We start from the raw sequence: 15,478 nt of genomic DNA, 5'->3' as shown, positions 1-15,478 counted from the left end.
AGCTCCGTTAGAAGGGGCTGATCACGGAGAAGAAGCGCGAGAGCCAGCCAGGACGGCTAGCCCGCTGAAGTGCGCCTTTTCCGGAATATTCGACATAGGCATCCGCTACCCTGCTCGAGACGACGGTATTCTCACCGTCGACATCGGCCAGTCGGATGAGACCGCTAAAGCGGACCCATTCTGTTCCCTGGCTGAGCAGCATCTGCTTTTCCCCTTGGACCCGCGCCGTCCCATTGGGACGGACTTCGGTGATCGTGACACTGATCGCAGCAGCCAGCGAACTGGTCTGACCTGCGCTTCCTCGTCCTGAAAACGACCCTCCGCCCGCAGCATTAAGGGCATCAGGGGAAAGAAATGCGAATGGGCCCGTGAGGGGAGGCGCCAGACCGATGGAACCTTCACGATCGCTGTTCGAACGCACCGACTTTGACGTCACCGTGCTCTCCACGAGCAGGATCGTCACAAGGTCGCCGACGCGGTGAGCGCGGTTGCCTTCGTAAAGACCGGTATAGCCGGTCGAAGGCTGGAAGATGCTTCCATCTGCTACCGGCGGGGCCGGCGGCATCGGGTATGCAGGCTCGTAGCTCTCTTCCTGCGCATAGAGGGCAGGAGCCCAACCGCAGGTAGCGAGAACCGAAGCCATCGCGATAAGAGTCTGGCGCCTCATGATCACAGGACCTGGTTCGCGTTGCTGAGCATTTCATCGACCGATGAGATCATCTTCGAGCTGATCTCGTAAGCACGCTGGGTCTCGATCATGTCGACCAGTTCCTGAACGACATTGACGTTGGAGCCTTCCAGCATGCCCTGCTGGACGTTGCCCCGGCCGTTCTCGCCAGCGACGCCAAGGATCACGGGTCCGCTGCCGGCCGTTTCCTCGAGGAAGTTGCCCGAGATCGGACGCAAGCCTCCGGGATTGGCGAAGCTGGCAATAACCAGCTGACCCAGTTCGACCGGTTCCGCATCGCCATCAACCATCGCCGACACCGTACCGTCGGTGGCCACGGAGATCGTCGTGACACCCTCGGGAAGATTGATCGCAGGCTGCACAGGGTAGCCCTGCGTAGTGACGAGCTGGCCATCGGCCGAACGCGTGAAATTGCCCGCGCGGGTATAGCCCATTTCGCCGTTCGGCATTTCGATCTGGAAGTAGCCGTCACCATCGAGCGCAAGGTCGAGGGCATTGCCGGTCTGGTTGAGCGTTCCCTGCGTCACGATCCGGCTGGTCGACTGGACCTGTACGCCCGTGCCCAGATTCAGGCCCTCGGCATATTCGGTCTGGTTCGAGCTCGCCTGACCGGCAACCCGAGCCGCCTGGTAGGCGAGCGTCGAAAAGTTGGTCCGGTCGCGCTTGAAGCCGGTCGTGCCGACGTTGGCGAGGTTGTTCGAAATGACCTGCATACGCGCGTCCTGCGCCTCGAGGCCGGTTCGTGCGACGTGTAGTGCTGAGCTAGGCATGTGAAATGTCCCTTGGGATTATCAGTCAAGTCGCATCAGACGCGCACCGCTCTCGTCGAGATCGCGGTTGGTCGAAACGATGTTGGTTCGGATTTCGAAAAGGCGCTGGGCCTCGATCATGTCGACCATCACCTGCGAGGTGGAGACGTTCGATTGCTCGATCGCGCCCGGAATGATCTTGGCTTCAAGGTCTTCCGGCAGGATGCCGCCGCCACGAACACGGAACTGGCCATCCAGCCCCTTGGCAATGTCCGTACCTGCAAAGCTGGCAAGCTTCAGGCGGCCAATACGCTCAGGCGGGGCATCGGGGGCAGCGGGATCGATGACGAGGATTGCACCGTCAGGCCCAATCCTCACATCCCCGCCAACCGGCACGGTGACAGGCCCGCCATCTCCGATGACGGGGAGGCCGTCCCCGGTCTGGAGCACACCTGCCGAAGTGATCGAGAGATCACCACGGCGAGTATAGGCCTCGCTACCATCGAGAGCCTGCACGGCGAGGACGGTGTCGCCCTGCATGGCTATGTCGAGAGGCCCGCCAGTGGCGATGATATCGCCATCGGTCATGTTCGCGCCGCGTACCTCGGTGCGGTTCATGGCGCGAACTTCGACAGGATCGCCTTTCACGGTGATGGCCCGTGAATCGAAGAGTTCTGCTTTGAACCCTGCAGTCTGGGCGTTGGCGAGGTTGCTCGCGATCGCCCGCTGGCGGATCATCGAGGCCTGCATGCCCGAGACTGCGGAATAGATCGAACGATCCATTATCAGGTACGCAGATTGATCACGGTCGAGATGATCTGGCTCGACGTATCAATCGCCTTCGAATTCGCCTGGAATGCCTGCTGGGTAGTGATCAGGCCGACGAGCTCTTCAGAAAGATCGACGTTCGAGCGTTCGATGGCGCCAGCCATGATGCCGCCATTCTTGCCCGTATTCGGGAGGCCATAAGCGGGAGCGCCGGAGACGCCGGTCGCGGACCAGTTCGCCGAACCTTCCTGAAGCAGTCCCTGCGGAGCCGCGAAGCTCGCCAGCGCGACATTGCCGATGCTGAAGCTCGTGCCATCGACGTACGACGCAATCATCGAGCCATCGACTTCGACGGTGACACCGGCAAATTCGCTGCCAGCGCCATTCGTGATCGGGATGACCGCATCAATCGGCGCATCCACCGCCGGATTAGCGCCCGGCGCGAAGATCTGCAGGACGTTGCCCTTGCCATCCTGCACATTGCCGGCAGCATCCAGTTCGAAGCCGCCGTTGCGGGTATAAAGCGTCTCGCCTGCTGCCAGCGAGGACGTCGTGAAGAAGCCATCGCCAGTAATGGCAAGATCAAGCGATGCGCCGGTCTGCTCGATCGAACCGCCATCGAAGCTCTGACGGACGCCATCTACAGCCACGCCGATGCCAATCTGCATGCGCGGATCAGAAGCGGCCGACGTAGCCATCAGGTCGGAGAAAACAGCGCTCGACTTCTTGAAGCCGTTGGTCTGGGAGTTCGCGATGTTGTGGGCCGTGACGCCAAGGCCGGCCTGTGCGGCCTTCATGCCGCTGAGCGAAGTGTTGATCGACATTACTGGTTACTCCTGGATCTGGTTGGAAGCGTCCGCGTCCATGCGGTCGAGAATCTGGCCGAGCGTGCCGCTCATTTCGTTGATGCCGGCGAGCTGCGAGAAGGAAGCCATCTGAGCGAGCATCGCGGTCTGATCGACCGGCTCGAACGGGTCCTGATGCTGCATCTGGACAGTCATCAGCTTCATGAAGTCAGCCTGGTCGAGCGAGCCGAGGCCGCCCGATTTGGGCGTGCTGGCCGCTGCCGGAGCAGTGACGTTGGAGATATTCGAAACCATTATTTCAGCCTCATCGTGTCGAGCATCAGTTGCTTCTGGGTGGAGAGGGCCTCGATGATATTTTCCGACTGGCGCGATGCTTCGAGCATCTCGACCATTTCGGCATTCTCATCGACGGGGGAGATCCAGACATTGCCCTCAGCATCGGCGAGGGGATGGCCGGGATCGTAGCGCTGGGTAGCAGCGGCGTTCTCGCGGACCACCGAAGCCACGCGGACCGTTGACTGACCCGTGGCGCGATCAAGATCCTGCGCGAATACAGGGCGCAAGGGGCGATAGGCCTCGCCTTCCGAAGCTGCGACCGAACCTGCGTTGGCGAGGTTCGAAGCCGCGGCGTTGATACGAACCGACTGGGCCGACAGGCTGCGCTGGGCGAGGCTGAATGCGTTGAGAGGACGATCAGCCATGATCACTCACCCCTGATCGCGCGCGTGACCGTTTCTACGCGGCCGCGGATCAGGTCGAGCGTGGCGGCATAGCCCACCGCATTTTCCGAGAACGCAATCTGCTCGTTCTGAAGCTCGACTGTATTGCCGTCGAGCGACGACATGACCGGCACACGAAACAGCGTGGCCGCATCAGCGGCACGATCGACGTCCGATCCAGCCTGCGTGCGGGCAAGGGCTGCATGAAAATCGATGTCTTGCGCCTTGAAGCCGGGAGTGCCGGCATTGGCAATATTGGACGCAAGAACGCCCATGCGTTGGGACCGCAGCTGAAGCGCCGCCCCGTGTATTCCAAACAAGTCACCTGGCATCAGGATCACCTTTCGTAGAATGCATTCCCATCCTACAAAGCAAGCAACGTGCCAGATTCCGGACGCCTCATCGAAATCTTGAGGAATCCGCCAAGCTCGAAATCACGGGGGATGCCACCGGCAAGTCGACCGGCAAAAAATTGCCGCCCCACCGGCAAATTGCCGCCGGACCCTAAAATTTCTCCGTTTCAACCGTCCTCTGCATGAGAGGAGCCTAAAACCAATGAACCTTTTAAGTCTGATCGATCCGATGTCCGGTCTTGTCGTCGTGGGCGGTACCGCGCTCGCGACGCTTCTGCGGGTCGGAGCCAGCGACTGCAAAGTCACCTGGCGCGTCCTTCGCCACCTAGGTTCGAGCGAATTCGATGAAGACCACCTGCGCTCCGATCTCGCCCGCATGGTCGTGGACCTGCAGACGGACGGTATCTGGCGCACTGAGCCATACTACTTCCGTGACGATGCAAGCCGTATCGCCGGTGAAGCCATGATCAAGGCGAGGTCGCTTGCCGTCTTCTACGACAAGGTCGCTAAGGCCAAGGCAATCCGTCTCGCCAATGCGCGCAAGGCTTACAAGACACTGACCCTTGCGGCAGAGACGGCCCCGGCCTTCGGCCTTGCGGGCACCTTGCTCGCCCTCAGCCAGATGCCAGCGGAGGGCAACATCGGCATGGGCGCCGTACTTGCAGCCGCTGTTCTCACGACGCTCTACGGCGTGCTCCTCGCCCACCTCATGCTGACGCCTCTTGCCGAGGCCATTCGGCGTTCCAGCGAGCGGGAGGAAGAGGCGCGAGATCAGCATATGCGCTGGACCGAGGCCCAGCTAGAGAACACCGTGATCCGCCTCCCAGACGAGACCGGTTTCGACGATAGCCTGCTCATCAATCCGGACTTCGTGGCAGCATGAGCGGCCATAGCCCGACCGGCTGGGCCATCATGCTGGCCGATCTGGCCCTCATCCTGTTCATCGTCAGCGCAAATCAGGCTGGAAGCCCTGCCGTCCCGGTGGAGGTAGATGCTCCCTCGGTGCCTCAGGCTATTTTCGAAGCATCGGACGATGCCCCGCCGTTTGCCGATTGGCTGAAGGATCAGGAACTCGGGCAAGGGGCGATCATGGAGATCACGATCGATTACAATCACGGACGCTTCGACGAGGCCTATGGTTCCGCCAGGGATCTCCTCAAAGAGGCGGATGCGGCTGGCCTCAGGCCGCGTGTTGTTTTCGCCGAAGGCGAACCGTCAACCCGCGTCGTTATGACCTACGGCGATAACTAGCTGGTAGCCATTCCCGACGTATGACAGTGAAGACAGGTCCTTGGGGGGAAACATGAAAAAGCTGCTTATTCTAGTCGGCGTATTCGTCGTCGTCGGCATTGTGCCAATCTTTTTGAAGCCGGTTCCGATGGTGGATGTTGCCATTGCCGAGGGCATAGGCCGCACACTTCTGGTGGGCCTCCTGTCCTGCGTCGGATTGCTCTACAAGCGCAACAAGACACTCGGCTTCGGTATCGCGGCAGCCATTTTCTCGGCACTCGTACTTTATGCAGGCATCACGCAAGGAACGCTCTGATGCAGGATGAGCCAAAGCCACATCAGCTTTCGCCAGAACCTGCCCAGCAATGGAAGAATGCGGCCAAGCAGCTTCCCATCCTTGCGGTCTTCTTCATCTTTGCTGGCTGGCTGTTTTGGCCCGACGGTGAAGACACTGAGGATGCCCCTCAGTGCACGCTTGAGGAAATGGCACCTGCTGTCGACATGATGTGGGCATCCATGCGCGAGGACATGCAGTCCGAGAGCCGCTGGGTCGAGGGCTGCAATACCTACGCGGACTGGCTCGCAGGAAATAGCCAAAGCACCAGCGCCTGGCTCCGCAGACTGCCTTCGCCAGAAGGATGCGCGCCCATGCCGGGCTTTCAGCGTCGCGACTATCTCAATGAGCTGACCGAGGCCTACCGGCCCACGGCCCGAGATCTATGTGGCCCCGGGCTTGAGGCGAGGGTAGAGATGAGCATCTACAAAGAGCGCTTCGTGGGGCTGTTGAGCGATACAAGGGCAGGAGAAGCCGCCGACGTGATCGGGGACCGGCTTGCTCTCTTCGCGCCAGATCCGGAGTTTCGGGCCTGCCTTGAGAATTCAGGCTTCCAGTACGACCCAGTCGTTCAAAAGCAGCGCTTCACCCGCGTCGTTGCCGCATGTGAAGTCATGCTAGGAATTAAACCCAAGAGGCCGACAAACCGATGGACGATCCCGTCTGTTGACGACCCGGCACAAGGGCCGACCTGACTGGCACACGAATTGCATTGATCATGGTTCAACGTTTCACAGGAAGAACCATGATTGCAGCTCTGATGCTACTGGCCTCTGCCACCGGCCTACAGGACCTCGACGACCTAGATCGGAAGATTGCTGCCTTTACAGGCGCTCAGATCGGAGAGCCGGGAGGACCAGTCCAGACCGTCGACAAGCGACTGCGCCTGAAAGACTGCGCATCGGAACCCGAGCTTAGCTGGCGCGACGAGAATGAGCAGACGCTTGTCGTTCGATGCCCGCAGGCAGGCGGCTGGCGCCTGTATGTCCCGGTCCGCGCCAATGACGCGCCAGGAAGCGCGGGCGTTGCCCCAACCGCTGTGCATCGCGGCGATGCAGTATCCATCGCCATTTCGGGGCAGGGCTTCTCAATCTCCCGCCCAGGGGAGGCAATGGAAGACGGCGCCGTCGGAGACTGGATCAAGGTGCGTCCCGCAACTACCGGCCGACAGCGCGCCGATATCATGCGGGCGCGCATCACGAAGCCCGGTGTCGTGACCCTCGCAACGAACTGAAATCACGGGAAACTGCGAAAAAGTACGCGCAGACCCTTAATTTAGACCCGCCCTGTCCGTTATCCCCTGCGAACCCTCAAAGGAACGAGCAGATGCCCTCTCTTGAACTTGGACCGATCCGCATCACAACGGCGACCGAACGCCGTGTCGGAACGAGTGCGCGCGAAATGCCCAAGGGGCACGACGCTGCTGCCGCGAAAGACCTGGAGGCTCCTGTCTCCGGCGATCTCAGCGCTGGCGAAGCGCCTGTCGACGCTGATCGCGTCGCACAGATCAAGAAGGCTCTCGAGAACGGCACTTACCCCATTCTCCCTCATCGCATTGCCGATGAGATGATCGCGGCCGGGCATATCCTGAGGATGAAGAAGTGATGTCCAATAACGAGCTGCGCAAAGAGCTGCGGCAAATTCTTGCCGTTCTCGACGCAGAGCGGCAAGCAATTGCCGCCCTCGACCTCGACGCGATCACGATCGCAGCAAACGACAAACTTGCGCTTTGTCGTTCGATCGACGGGTTAGGCCCGATCGAGCTGGACGATGAATGCAAGGCGCTGCTCATGACGGCGCGCGACTGCAACGAGACGAACAAGCAGATGCGCAACCTCGTTGCCGCAAACATCTCGAACCGCATCGACATGCTCACAGGTTCGCCGCGTCTTTATGGCGCGAAACGCTACGCTGACATGAGTAGCTGACACTGGCACGGTAATTGCACGGACAGTCCCGATTGATTTCACGGGACTGTCCAATGAGCGGAACACCAATTTCACCTGTCAGCCAGCCTGCAACCGTGCGGGCCGATATTGCCAGGGCTGCAGAGCGAACCGGCGAGGATTTCAATTTCCTCCTCGCGCAGGCACGCATCGAATCCTCTCTTAATCCCAACGCCAAGGCCGGCACTTCGAGTGCGGCTGGCCTTTATCAGTTCACCAAGTCGACTTGGCTTGGCACCTTGGAGCGTCATGGCTCCAAGCATGGCTTCGGCTGGGCCAGCGCGGCTATCTCCAATGGCCGTATTACCGACCCGCGCATGAGCGAGCGTATCCTGTCGCTGCGGTATGATCCCGCCGCGTCCTCGCTGATGGCCGGAGAGCTGGCCGGCGACAACAGGGACGACATGACCCGGATGCTGGGTCGCCAGCCCGTCGCCTCAGAACTCTATCTCGGCCATTTCCTCGGCAGCGGCGACGCATCGCGCTTCCTCTCGGCCCTGGAACGCGATCCGGCCGCTTCTGCATCTGACCTCTTCCCGAGTGCTGCCTCTGCAAACCGAGCGATCTTCTTCGACGGGCAGGGCAGGGACCGATCGCTTCGCGAGGTCATGAACCTCGTCGACCAGAAGGTCGCTTCGGCCATGCAGGCAGGAGGCGACTTCGATCCGGCTATCGACCCGATCTCGATCATCGCCGCTCGAACCGCTCCTGTCTCTGCGATCCCGACGCCCATGGCGCCGGCGATGCCGGTGGCCAACCATAAGCCGCGGACAATGTCGGCCAGCCTCGACCAGATGTTCGGGGGAGCAGGCCGCGATAGCGCGCCGCCTGCCATCAAGGCCGCTTACGCCCGCTTCGAGAAGTTCGGCCTGTGAGCGCTCGTAGCAAGTTCGACGCCAGCGCCATTGCGCTGCCCGGCGGTATCATCGCGCTGATGCTGCTGATGATCGTCCCGGTACCGGCGATCCTTCTCGACATATCCTTCGTTCTCAATATCGCGCTGTCGGTTGCGATCCTGATGGCCGCCATGAACGCGCAGAAGGTTCTCGACTTCTCGTCGTTCCCGTCGGTGCTCCTGTTCGCCACGCTTTTGCGCCTTGCGCTAAACGTTGCCTCTACCCGCGTTGTCCTGGTCCATGGCCACGAAGGCGGCTCTGCTGCCGGCCATATCATCGAGGCCTTCGGCGCCTTCCTGATCGGCGGCAATTTCGCTGTTGGCATTTTCGTCTTCCTGATCCTCATGATCATCAACCTGATCGTGGTGACCAAGGGCGCAGGGCGCGTGTCGGAAGTCTCCGCACGCTTCACGCTCGATGCCCTCCCGGGCAAGCAGATGGCAATCGACGCCGATCTGGCCGCAGGCATCCTGAAGGCGGACGAGGCCAAGGCCCGCCGCCGCGAGGTCGCGACCGAGGCCGAATTCTACGGCTCGATGGACGGTGCTTCCAAGTTCGTGAAGGGCGACGCGATTGCCGCGCTCCTCATTCTTGCCGTCAACATCATCGCTGGCCTGTGCCTCGGCATGATTACACACGGCCTATCGGCCGGGCAGGCAGCGGAAACCTATATCCAGCTCGCGATCGGCGATGCGCTTGTTGCGCAGGTCCCCTCGCTCCTGCTCTCTATCGCGGCCGCAGTCATCGTCACGCGCGTCTCCGACACGCGCGATCTCGCGGGCCAGATCGGCGGGCAATTCGCCGACCCGCGCAGCTGGCTGCCGGTAGCATTCGTGCTCGCCGCAATCGGGATGATCCCGGCCATGCCGCAGAGCATCTTCTTTCCGGCTGCCGCTGCGGCTTTCTTCCTCGCCCACAAGCTCAAGCGAAATGCCGCGCGTCCGGCCGCCGATCCTGAACCTGCAGTCCAGGCCGACCCGAACAAGATCGAACTAAGCGATGTCTCCGACCACACGTTGGTGACGCTCGAATTCGGTTATGGCCTCGTGTCGCTCGTCGACGAGAAGAAGGGCTCGCCGCTGATCTCGCGCATTACGGGCGTGCGGAAGCAGCTTTCCCGCAATTTCGGCTTCATCGTTCCCCAGTTCCGCATCCGCGATGCTCTGGAGATGCCGCCCTATGACTACCGCGTCATGCTTGGCGGCGTGATGGTCGGCGGCGCAACCATCCAGCCCGAAAGGCTGCTCGCCATCGATACCGGCGAAGCGACGCCCAACGCAAAGCTATCGGGCGATGCAGCCGTCGACCCCAGCTTTGGATGTCCTGCCATCTGGGTGGAGAAGGCCAATCGCGACCTCGCAACCGCCAACGGATATCTCGTCGTTGATCCGGGCACCGTCATCGCCACCCATCTCAACGAGCTGCTTGGCGAGCGTGCGCACGACCTGCTGGGGCCGGACGAAGTCCAGTCGCTGATCGATGCCACCAAGCTGCACTCGGAAAGCCTGGTCGAAACCTTCCACCCGCAGCCGCTCTCGCTTGCCGCCGTCACCCGCGTCATGCGGACGCTTCTCGAAGACGGCATTCCCATCACGCACCCGATGCCGATCTTCTCGAGCCTCTCGCGTGCCGTCCAGTCGACGCAGGATCACGAGCAAATCGTCGACAAGGTCCGCAACGATCTTGGTGCGACCATCGTGGGCCGCATCTGCCCGCCCAATCGCAACCTTCCGGTCCTCACCCTCGACGGCAATCTCGAAACGGCCATCCTGCAGGGCCTGAAGGACCCTGTGACCGGCTGGCCCGTCATCGAACCGGAACTGGCGAACACGATTTCGCGCCGGATTCGCCAGATCATCGATAGCCGCGGTCCGGGCGCGACGCCTCCCGCGCTCATCGTTCAGCCGCAATCCCGTCGGGCAGTCGCGGCGCTTGTCCGCCAGCGCTCTCCTGAATGCGTCGTCATCTCGATCGGCGAATTGCCGATCAGCCAGCCTATCGAGGTCGTGGAGACCATCGGCGCACAGCCCGCCAATGATGCTCTCCAGGGCACGGCACCCAAGGAGCTCGCAGCATGAGGCATGATGCAGCCGCTTTCTCGCGGGCCAAGGGTGCTTATGCCCGCTCGGCCTACGAAGGCACCCAGTCCGACATGATCCGCCGCTACCTCCCCATGGTGAAGCGCCTTGCGTGGCACACCTATGGCGGGGGCGTAAGCAGCATCGAGGTGGACGACCTCATCCAGGCGGGGCTCGTCGCGCTCACAGAATGTGTCCAGCGCCATCAGGGGCAGGGCGAACACGCCTTCTCGGCCTATGCCAAGACGCGCGTTCGCGGAGCCATGATCGATCTCATCCGCAAGGATGCTCCGACGACAAGGGCCGCTACTCGCAAGCGTCGCGAGATCGCAGGCGAGCAAAACAAGCTGGCAGCCATGCTTGGCCGGCAGCCCAGTGAAGCAGAGATCGCCGAAGCGCTCGGTATCGATATTGCCGAATACTCGGCTATGCTCGCCTCCAGTGCGCCTGCCCGGTTTGAGCCCATCGACGATGCCTACAACGACAACCAGTTGGCATTTGCCGATGACTCCCCGGATGCCCACGCGGTGCTCGAGGACTCCGAAGTTCACGAAAATCTCGCAGCCGCCATCGGGGCATTGCCCCAGCGGCTTCAGCTGATCACCCAGCTCTACTTCGTCGACGAGCTGAACCTGTCAGAGATCGCGCAGGTCCTCGAGGTCAGCGTCCCGCGTGTGCACCAGCTCAAGGCGCAAGCTCTTGATGCGCTGCGGGAGGCTTTGGGGCCTGACATTTCCGTCCTCTGATCCCGATCGGGGAGAGGAAGCATGCCCTCAAACCTGGAAGGAAAAGGCTTGCCGCCGAAAGGCGTGCATGTAGGTAACCCCATATGACCAAGGCATTTCTTACCCTGCTTCTGGCAGGCATCGCTGCTCCCGCACAGGCAGCTACCGACCAGTACAACCTCTTCTGCCAAGGGACCTTGATCTCGACGATCGAGGACCATGAACAAAGCTCTCAGCGCACCTGGACCTTCCGCATCGATGAGCGGTCAGGCCACTGGTGCAGCGACGATGATGGATGCGGAATTGCGCGCCCTCTGGATCGCCGCGGCGGCCGCATCTGGCTCGCAGAAGAGATCGACGAAGACCATTCATGGTATCTCGCCATCACCGACCAGATGCGCATGATGCAGCTTCGCGTCTCTGCGCCCATCGATTATCTCGGGCGCGTCATGGCGGATTGCCATCGCATGAAGTTCACCGGTATTCCTGATGACGCATTCGGCGGCCATGAGCCGATGGACGACAACTGATCCGGGGGGAATACGTTGAAGAAGCATCTGATATCCGCGCTGGCCGCAGCATGCTTGTTTGTGCCTCACATTTCAGCTGCCAAGGCGACGATCTTCGTCAACCCGGGCGATGGCGCCAACTTCTGGGCCACCGACTTCAGCATCCTGCCCACCAAGACCCGCGATGGCGGGGTAGATGCAACCGATATCGACAATTTCCTCAACGCCAACAGGGGTATGCGTTCCAAGTCAAAGACCTGCTTCTTCGAATTCGTGAAGGAGGATGAGATCGTATCCCCTGACAGGGCCACGGATGCGCAGATCAAGAAGACCCTCGCCGAGTTTCCCGGAAGCTTCGACCAGACATGGCAGCCTGTGCCAGGCAGGACGCTTAGGGCGCGAATTGCGGTCCTTGAAGATTGCGACATGGACTTCGCCTACATGGCGGTCGTCGTCACCGACGAGCAAGGCAAAGTTATCGACCTTGATGCCATGAACTGGAAATTCCTCAGGCTATCGAAGGGGACAGACGGGTCTCTTGCAGTGTTCGGCTGCTACAATTGCGGAGAGCTGGTGGAAGCGCATTACGACGCCGGCCGCGACCGCATCTATTACGAGTGGGCAGGTCATTAAGCCCAAGGTCCATTTCATCCCGGGGTTTGCCTGATCGCTCCTGTCGTCACTGGCATGGAGTTGGGAAAATGATGGACCTTGGGCTTAACGACACTCGCACCTCGCGCAGCAATGACCTCGCTGCCGTTCTGAACACGATCTTCGCGCGTCCGGACTTCGTCGTGACCGGCATCGGGTCACGCGAAACGCCGGACGACGTGCTGGCGCTCATGACGCGTATCGGCACGGCGTGCGAGGCGCGCGGCGGTAAGCTTCGCTCGGGCGGGGCTGGCGGCGCGGATCTCGCATTCGAGGCCGGCTGGCGCGATGCGGCGAACTGCGAGATCTTCCACCCGTGGCGCGGCTTCAAGCCGAAGATCGGCGGCTTGTCCCTCGACCTTGACCGCATCCTCGGCCGTAAGCGCCCCACCAGCGGGCCCGGCGCTCCCATCATCCTTTCCGGTCCGCTCTTCGAGACGGCGAAAGAGATGGCCTCGCACTACCACCCCGCCTGGCATCGCTGTTCGGACGGCGCCAAGGCCCTGCATTCGCGTAACATGCCGCAGGTGCTTGGGCCGCAGCTCGACCGGCCGACTGACGTCGTCATCTGCTGGACGGTCGACGGCGGCCCCACCGGCGGCACGGGCCAGGCGCTTCGCGTCGCGATGGACCGGGGCATCACTATCGTGAACCTGCAGCGCCCGGATCATCGCGCGGCCCTTATCGCCGCCCTGGGCCTGTAAGGCCGCTTGCCTTGAGGCCGGAGCGATAACCGCTCCGGCCTCTGTGCATTTCAGCGCAAGTCGCTTGCATTATCTGGCCATCCTCAAATAGCAGGACGGCTCTTCAATTCCCCCACTTGAAGGAAGACCAATGTTTCTCAATGGCAAGGACTGCCAGCCTGATGGCACGCGCATCGAATGCGAGCGCAAATTCCTCGTCATGGAAGAGATCGCACTGGCACGGTGCCAAGGGCACGAACCTGTACAGATCGAGCAGATCTATCTCGATGGGACCGGTGACTGGGCCATACGCTCGAGGCGTACCGAGAAGGATGGGGCGGTCAGCTACACGACCACGATGAAGCGAGCCATCGCGAAAGGCTCGTCCATCGAGATCGAAGAGCAAGGCACGGCCGAAACCCACAAGCAGTTCCTGCTGTCGGCAGGAATGGTTCTCGAGAAGACCCGCTACAAGCTTCCCTTGGGCGGAAGCCATGTCATCGAAATCGACTTCTTCAAGAACCTGCTCGACGGCATGGCGCTGGTAGAGATCGAACTTGGCTCTCTCGACGACGAAGTGCATTTGCCAGCATGGCTGGCCTACGAGGTGACCGGCGACGGGTCTTACTCGAACAAGGCCCTCTTCGATGTCCTGAAGGGCCGGCGACCCCATCCCGAGCCTGTCATCGGCGTCATCTGACGCACCAGGCGCTCATCCAAACCTGAATAGTCTCAAGCCAGCGCCTCCGGCGCTGCCCGTTACTTCGCAAAGATGGCGAAGGCACCGGTTCCATTGTGTGGAGAAAAACGATGAATGATCGCGCTTCCGATCACCGCAAGGATATCGAAGAGCATCTCGCCCGGGCACGCGGTCCCTTTACGATCGAAGAGATCGAGGCAGGCTTCGACGCCGTAAAGAACGCCGAGCACTGGAAAGGTCCTATCGACGCGATCATCGACGAAGACCAGAAGGACCTTATCGGCAGGGCGATCCCGTGGTTCACCGGCACCCCGGCCGAATTTTTCCAAACCGACCAGGCCGGAAAGCTACGCGTCGTCGCAGCCGGGTACTGGAACGGGCCCTGCAACTGATATCGCCATGAGCAAGCTGCAGATCCCATCGCAATCCCTCGTCGCTGTCGCCGGAGATGCTCCGGCCGAGATCGTCGAGGAGATCCGGAACCTCCTGAGCGCAGAACCCATCTTCTGGGACATCAATAATCCCACAGTCGCAAAAGCAGGCCTCATCGCCGAACTGCGCGAGAAGGGCAGGGCGATTGCCTTGCTGCCTCGCTACCACGATGCTGCCCTTCGTGACCTTGCCAGGATCGCCAAGGGGCGAGGCTCGGTGCCTGTCGCCATCATCGACGAGCCTGGGCAGGCCCAACTCCATTTCGATAACGTGGGCGGATTCAAGTCTGTCTTCGAAGGCGTTCCCATGCCGAATGACCGTCGAGCCGACGAAGGCCCCTTCGACATTATAGGCGATGTACACGGCTGCGCCCGTGAATTCATGACCTTGCTCGAGCGGCTGGGATACGCAGATAATGGCTGGGAAGATGCCGGCCCGGCGGATTGGCGAGCCTACATCAGACCCCATGCTGCGGGCCGAAAGGCCGTACTGCTGGGCGACCTCGTCGACCGCGGCCCACATAACTACGCCTCGCTTCTCATCGCGCGCCAACTCGTGCGCTTTGGCGGCTACTTTGCGATCGGAAACCACGACGACAAGGTAGCGCGCTGGTTGATGGGCCGCGACGTGGTCATGAAGGGTGCAATCGTCGAAACCGCGAAAGAGCTCAGCAATCTCTCGGTTGCTCACCGGACCGAACTCGGTCGCTGGATTCTGTCCAACGAGCGTCATTACATGCTCGACCAGGGAAGGCTTGTCGTCGCGCATGCTGGCCTCGCCGAGCATTTGCATGGCAGGCGCACCAAGGAAGCCGACGCCTTCGCGACCTACGGGCTCACCGATCCCGACGCACCGAATGATCCTGACGGTTACCCCGCGCGCATAGACTGGGCCCATGACTACTCCGGCGATGCCTTCGTGGTGCATGGGCACGTCGTCTATGATGATGTCCGCATCAAGAACCGGGTCATCTCGATCGACACCGGTTGCGTCTTCGGCGGGAAGCTCACTTCCCTCCAATGGCCCGAGCAGGTCATTACCTCAGTCGATGCCGAGAAAGCCTATGTAGAAGGTCGGTTCGCCTCGGCTTCGGAGGCCTTGTCCCCAAATCGATGGAAGAGGCTGCGCCAGCTTATACCAAGGCGCATTAATCACGACCCATGCGCCCATTGGCGCAGTCCGATGGACATGATGCGCCACGGCTGATCGAC

The 15,478-nt window shown here is 61.2% G+C and carries 23 protein-coding genes; 16 read left to right on the top strand and 7 right to left on the bottom strand.

Features of this window, described 5'->3' with window-relative positions; all coding sequences use genetic code 11:
* Positions 1 to 7: 7 nt before the first annotated feature.
* The 7 genes from KIH45_RS16365 to flgB are packed head-to-tail and all read right to left on the bottom strand — an operon-like array spanning position 8 to position 4,062.
* Positions 8 to 667: a flagellar basal body L-ring protein FlgH gene (locus KIH45_RS16365; protein ID WP_213177069.1), complete on the bottom strand. Its 660-nt coding sequence runs from the start codon at positions 665 to 667 to the stop codon at positions 8 to 10.
* Positions 668 to 669: 2 nt separating this feature from the next.
* Positions 670 to 1,458, bottom strand: a complete 789-nt coding sequence (gene flgG / locus KIH45_RS16360) for a flagellar basal-body rod protein FlgG (RefSeq protein ID WP_213177068.1) — start codon at positions 1,456 to 1,458, stop codon at positions 670 to 672.
* Positions 1,459 to 1,479: 21 nt separating this feature from the next.
* Positions 1,480 to 2,220, bottom strand: coding sequence for a flagellar basal body rod protein FlgF (locus KIH45_RS16355; RefSeq protein WP_213177067.1), 741 nt, complete (start codon positions 2,218 to 2,220; stop codon positions 1,480 to 1,482).
* 2 nt (positions 2,221 to 2,222) lie between these two features.
* Positions 2,223 to 3,029, bottom strand: a complete 807-nt coding sequence (locus KIH45_RS16350) for a flagellar hook-basal body complex protein (protein WP_213177066.1) — start codon at positions 3,027 to 3,029, stop codon at positions 2,223 to 2,225.
* Positions 3,030 to 3,035: 6 nt separating this feature from the next.
* Positions 3,036 to 3,305, bottom strand: a complete 270-nt coding sequence (locus KIH45_RS16345) for a flagellar hook assembly protein FlgD (RefSeq protein ID WP_213177065.1) — start codon at positions 3,303 to 3,305, stop codon at positions 3,036 to 3,038.
* Positions 3,305 to 3,712: a flagellar basal body rod protein FlgC gene (gene flgC / locus KIH45_RS16340; RefSeq protein ID WP_213177064.1), complete on the bottom strand. Its 408-nt coding sequence runs from the start codon at positions 3,710 to 3,712 to the stop codon at positions 3,305 to 3,307. Before flgC ends, KIH45_RS16345 begins: the two co-directional genes overlap by 1 nt.
* A gap of 2 nt (positions 3,713 to 3,714) precedes the next feature.
* Complete coding sequence (gene flgB, locus KIH45_RS16335) at positions 3,715 to 4,062, bottom strand: flagellar basal body rod protein FlgB (protein WP_213177063.1); 348 nt, start codon at positions 4,060 to 4,062, stop codon at positions 3,715 to 3,717.
* Between the two features lie 223 nt (positions 4,063 to 4,285).
* Here flgB and KIH45_RS16330 point away from each other — a divergent pair, with 223 nt between their 5' ends.
* The 16 genes from KIH45_RS16330 to KIH45_RS16255 all read left to right on the top strand — a co-directional run bounded on the left by KIH45_RS16330 (position 4,286) and on the right by KIH45_RS16255 (position 15,473).
* The gene (locus KIH45_RS16330) at positions 4,286 to 4,966 is read left to right on the top strand and encodes a MotA/TolQ/ExbB proton channel family protein (protein WP_213177062.1); all 681 of its coding nucleotides are present in this window, start codon (positions 4,286 to 4,288) and stop codon (positions 4,964 to 4,966) included.
* The gene (locus KIH45_RS16325; RefSeq protein ID WP_213177061.1) at positions 4,963 to 5,334 is read left to right on the top strand and encodes a hypothetical protein; all 372 of its coding nucleotides are present in this window, start codon (positions 4,963 to 4,965) and stop codon (positions 5,332 to 5,334) included. Before KIH45_RS16330 ends, KIH45_RS16325 begins: the two co-directional genes overlap by 4 nt.
* A gap of 52 nt (positions 5,335 to 5,386) precedes the next feature.
* The gene (locus KIH45_RS16320) at positions 5,387 to 5,629 is read left to right on the top strand and encodes a hypothetical protein (protein WP_213177060.1); all 243 of its coding nucleotides are present in this window, start codon (positions 5,387 to 5,389) and stop codon (positions 5,627 to 5,629) included.
* Positions 5,629 to 6,342, top strand: coding sequence for a hypothetical protein (locus KIH45_RS16315; RefSeq protein ID WP_213177059.1), 714 nt, complete (start codon positions 5,629 to 5,631; stop codon positions 6,340 to 6,342). The genes KIH45_RS16320 and KIH45_RS16315 overlap by 1 nt, the downstream gene beginning before the upstream one ends.
* 50 nt (positions 6,343 to 6,392) lie before the next feature.
* Complete coding sequence (locus KIH45_RS16310) at positions 6,393 to 6,881, top strand: flagella basal body P-ring formation protein FlgA (protein WP_213177058.1); 489 nt, start codon at positions 6,393 to 6,395, stop codon at positions 6,879 to 6,881.
* Between the two features lie 92 nt (positions 6,882 to 6,973).
* Positions 6,974 to 7,252, top strand: coding sequence for a flagellar biosynthesis anti-sigma factor FlgM (locus KIH45_RS16305; RefSeq protein WP_213177057.1), 279 nt, complete (start codon positions 6,974 to 6,976; stop codon positions 7,250 to 7,252).
* On the top strand, positions 7,252 to 7,575 hold the full coding sequence (locus KIH45_RS16300) for a flagellar protein FlgN (protein WP_213177056.1): 324 nt from the start codon (positions 7,252 to 7,254) through the stop codon (positions 7,573 to 7,575). The genes KIH45_RS16305 and KIH45_RS16300 overlap by 1 nt, the downstream gene beginning before the upstream one ends.
* 53 nt (positions 7,576 to 7,628) lie before the next feature.
* A complete protein-coding gene (locus tag KIH45_RS16295) occupies positions 7,629 to 8,468 on the top strand; it encodes a transglycosylase SLT domain-containing protein (protein ID WP_225900005.1) in 840 nt (279 codons plus the stop codon).
* A gap of 59 nt (positions 8,469 to 8,527) precedes the next feature.
* Complete coding sequence (locus KIH45_RS16290) at positions 8,528 to 10,567, top strand: flagellar biosynthesis protein FlhA (protein ID WP_237688788.1); 2,040 nt, start codon at positions 8,528 to 8,530, stop codon at positions 10,565 to 10,567.
* Positions 10,564 to 11,313 (top strand): sigma-70 family RNA polymerase sigma factor, encoded by a 750-nt coding sequence (locus tag KIH45_RS16285; protein WP_213177054.1) that lies wholly within the window; start codon positions 10,564 to 10,566, stop codon positions 11,311 to 11,313. Before KIH45_RS16290 ends, KIH45_RS16285 begins: the two co-directional genes overlap by 4 nt.
* Before the next feature lie 83 nt (positions 11,314 to 11,396).
* Positions 11,397 to 11,822, top strand: a complete 426-nt coding sequence (locus KIH45_RS16280) for a hypothetical protein (protein WP_213177053.1) — start codon at positions 11,397 to 11,399, stop codon at positions 11,820 to 11,822.
* 60 nt (positions 11,823 to 11,882) lie between these two features.
* Positions 11,883 to 12,434, top strand: a complete 552-nt coding sequence (locus KIH45_RS16275; RefSeq protein ID WP_213177052.1) for a hypothetical protein — start codon at positions 11,883 to 11,885, stop codon at positions 12,432 to 12,434.
* A 68-nt stretch (positions 12,435 to 12,502) separates the two neighbouring features.
* On the top strand, positions 12,503 to 13,156 hold the full coding sequence (locus tag KIH45_RS16270; protein WP_225900004.1) for a hypothetical protein: 654 nt from the start codon (positions 12,503 to 12,505) through the stop codon (positions 13,154 to 13,156).
* A 130-nt stretch (positions 13,157 to 13,286) separates the two neighbouring features.
* The gene (locus tag KIH45_RS16265; protein WP_213177051.1) at positions 13,287 to 13,835 is read left to right on the top strand and encodes a CYTH domain-containing protein; all 549 of its coding nucleotides are present in this window, start codon (positions 13,287 to 13,289) and stop codon (positions 13,833 to 13,835) included.
* A 110-nt stretch (positions 13,836 to 13,945) separates the two neighbouring features.
* Positions 13,946 to 14,227, top strand: a complete 282-nt coding sequence (locus KIH45_RS16260; protein ID WP_213177050.1) for a hypothetical protein — start codon at positions 13,946 to 13,948, stop codon at positions 14,225 to 14,227.
* A 7-nt stretch (positions 14,228 to 14,234) separates the two neighbouring features.
* The gene (locus KIH45_RS16255) at positions 14,235 to 15,473 is read left to right on the top strand and encodes a metallophosphoesterase (protein ID WP_213177049.1); all 1,239 of its coding nucleotides are present in this window, start codon (positions 14,235 to 14,237) and stop codon (positions 15,471 to 15,473) included.
* Positions 15,474 to 15,478 lie beyond the last annotated feature (5 nt).

Origin of the sequence: Croceicoccus gelatinilyticus (assembly GCF_018398395.1) — a bacterium.
In the GTDB taxonomy this organism is placed as follows: Bacteria; Pseudomonadota; Alphaproteobacteria; order Sphingomonadales; family Sphingomonadaceae; genus Croceicoccus; species Croceicoccus gelatinilyticus.
This window is presented reverse-complemented; position numbering and strand designations above follow the sequence as displayed.

Coding starts and splice junctions, on each gene's coding strand:
- KIH45_RS16365 (WP_213177069.1), bottom strand. CDS start 667: ATGAGGCGCCAGACTCTTATCGCGATGGCTTCGGTTCTCGCTACCTGC.
- flgG (WP_213177068.1), bottom strand. CDS start 1,458: ATGCCTAGCTCAGCACTACACGTCGCACGAACCGGCCTCGAGGCGCAG.
- KIH45_RS16355 (WP_213177067.1), bottom strand. CDS start 2,220: ATGGATCGTTCGATCTATTCCGCAGTCTCGGGCATGCAGGCCTCGATG.
- KIH45_RS16350 (WP_213177066.1), bottom strand. CDS start 3,029: ATGTCGATCAACACTTCGCTCAGCGGCATGAAGGCCGCACAGGCCGGC.
- KIH45_RS16345 (WP_213177065.1), bottom strand. CDS start 3,305: ATGGTTTCGAATATCTCCAACGTCACTGCTCCGGCAGCGGCCAGCACG.
- flgC (WP_213177064.1), bottom strand. CDS start 3,712: ATGGCTGATCGTCCTCTCAACGCATTCAGCCTCGCCCAGCGCAGCCTG.
- flgB (WP_213177063.1), bottom strand. CDS start 4,062: ATGCCAGGTGACTTGTTTGGAATACACGGGGCGGCGCTTCAGCTGCGG.
- KIH45_RS16330 (WP_213177062.1), top strand. CDS start 4,286: ATGAACCTTTTAAGTCTGATCGATCCGATGTCCGGTCTTGTCGTCGTG.
- KIH45_RS16325 (WP_213177061.1), top strand. CDS start 4,963: ATGAGCGGCCATAGCCCGACCGGCTGGGCCATCATGCTGGCCGATCTG.
- KIH45_RS16320 (WP_213177060.1), top strand. CDS start 5,387: ATGAAAAAGCTGCTTATTCTAGTCGGCGTATTCGTCGTCGTCGGCATT.
- KIH45_RS16315 (WP_213177059.1), top strand. CDS start 5,629: ATGCAGGATGAGCCAAAGCCACATCAGCTTTCGCCAGAACCTGCCCAG.
- KIH45_RS16310 (WP_213177058.1), top strand. CDS start 6,393: ATGATTGCAGCTCTGATGCTACTGGCCTCTGCCACCGGCCTACAGGAC.
- KIH45_RS16305 (WP_213177057.1), top strand. CDS start 6,974: ATGCCCTCTCTTGAACTTGGACCGATCCGCATCACAACGGCGACCGAA.
- KIH45_RS16300 (WP_213177056.1), top strand. CDS start 7,252: ATGTCCAATAACGAGCTGCGCAAAGAGCTGCGGCAAATTCTTGCCGTT.
- KIH45_RS16295 (WP_225900005.1), top strand. CDS start 7,629: ATGAGCGGAACACCAATTTCACCTGTCAGCCAGCCTGCAACCGTGCGG.
- KIH45_RS16290 (WP_237688788.1), top strand. CDS start 8,528: ATGCTGCTGATGATCGTCCCGGTACCGGCGATCCTTCTCGACATATCC.
- KIH45_RS16285 (WP_213177054.1), top strand. CDS start 10,564: ATGAGGCATGATGCAGCCGCTTTCTCGCGGGCCAAGGGTGCTTATGCC.
- KIH45_RS16280 (WP_213177053.1), top strand. CDS start 11,397: ATGACCAAGGCATTTCTTACCCTGCTTCTGGCAGGCATCGCTGCTCCC.
- KIH45_RS16270 (WP_225900004.1), top strand. CDS start 12,503: ATGATGGACCTTGGGCTTAACGACACTCGCACCTCGCGCAGCAATGAC.
- KIH45_RS16265 (WP_213177051.1), top strand. CDS start 13,287: ATGTTTCTCAATGGCAAGGACTGCCAGCCTGATGGCACGCGCATCGAA.
- KIH45_RS16260 (WP_213177050.1), top strand. CDS start 13,946: ATGAATGATCGCGCTTCCGATCACCGCAAGGATATCGAAGAGCATCTC.
- KIH45_RS16255 (WP_213177049.1), top strand. CDS start 14,235: ATGAGCAAGCTGCAGATCCCATCGCAATCCCTCGTCGCTGTCGCCGGA.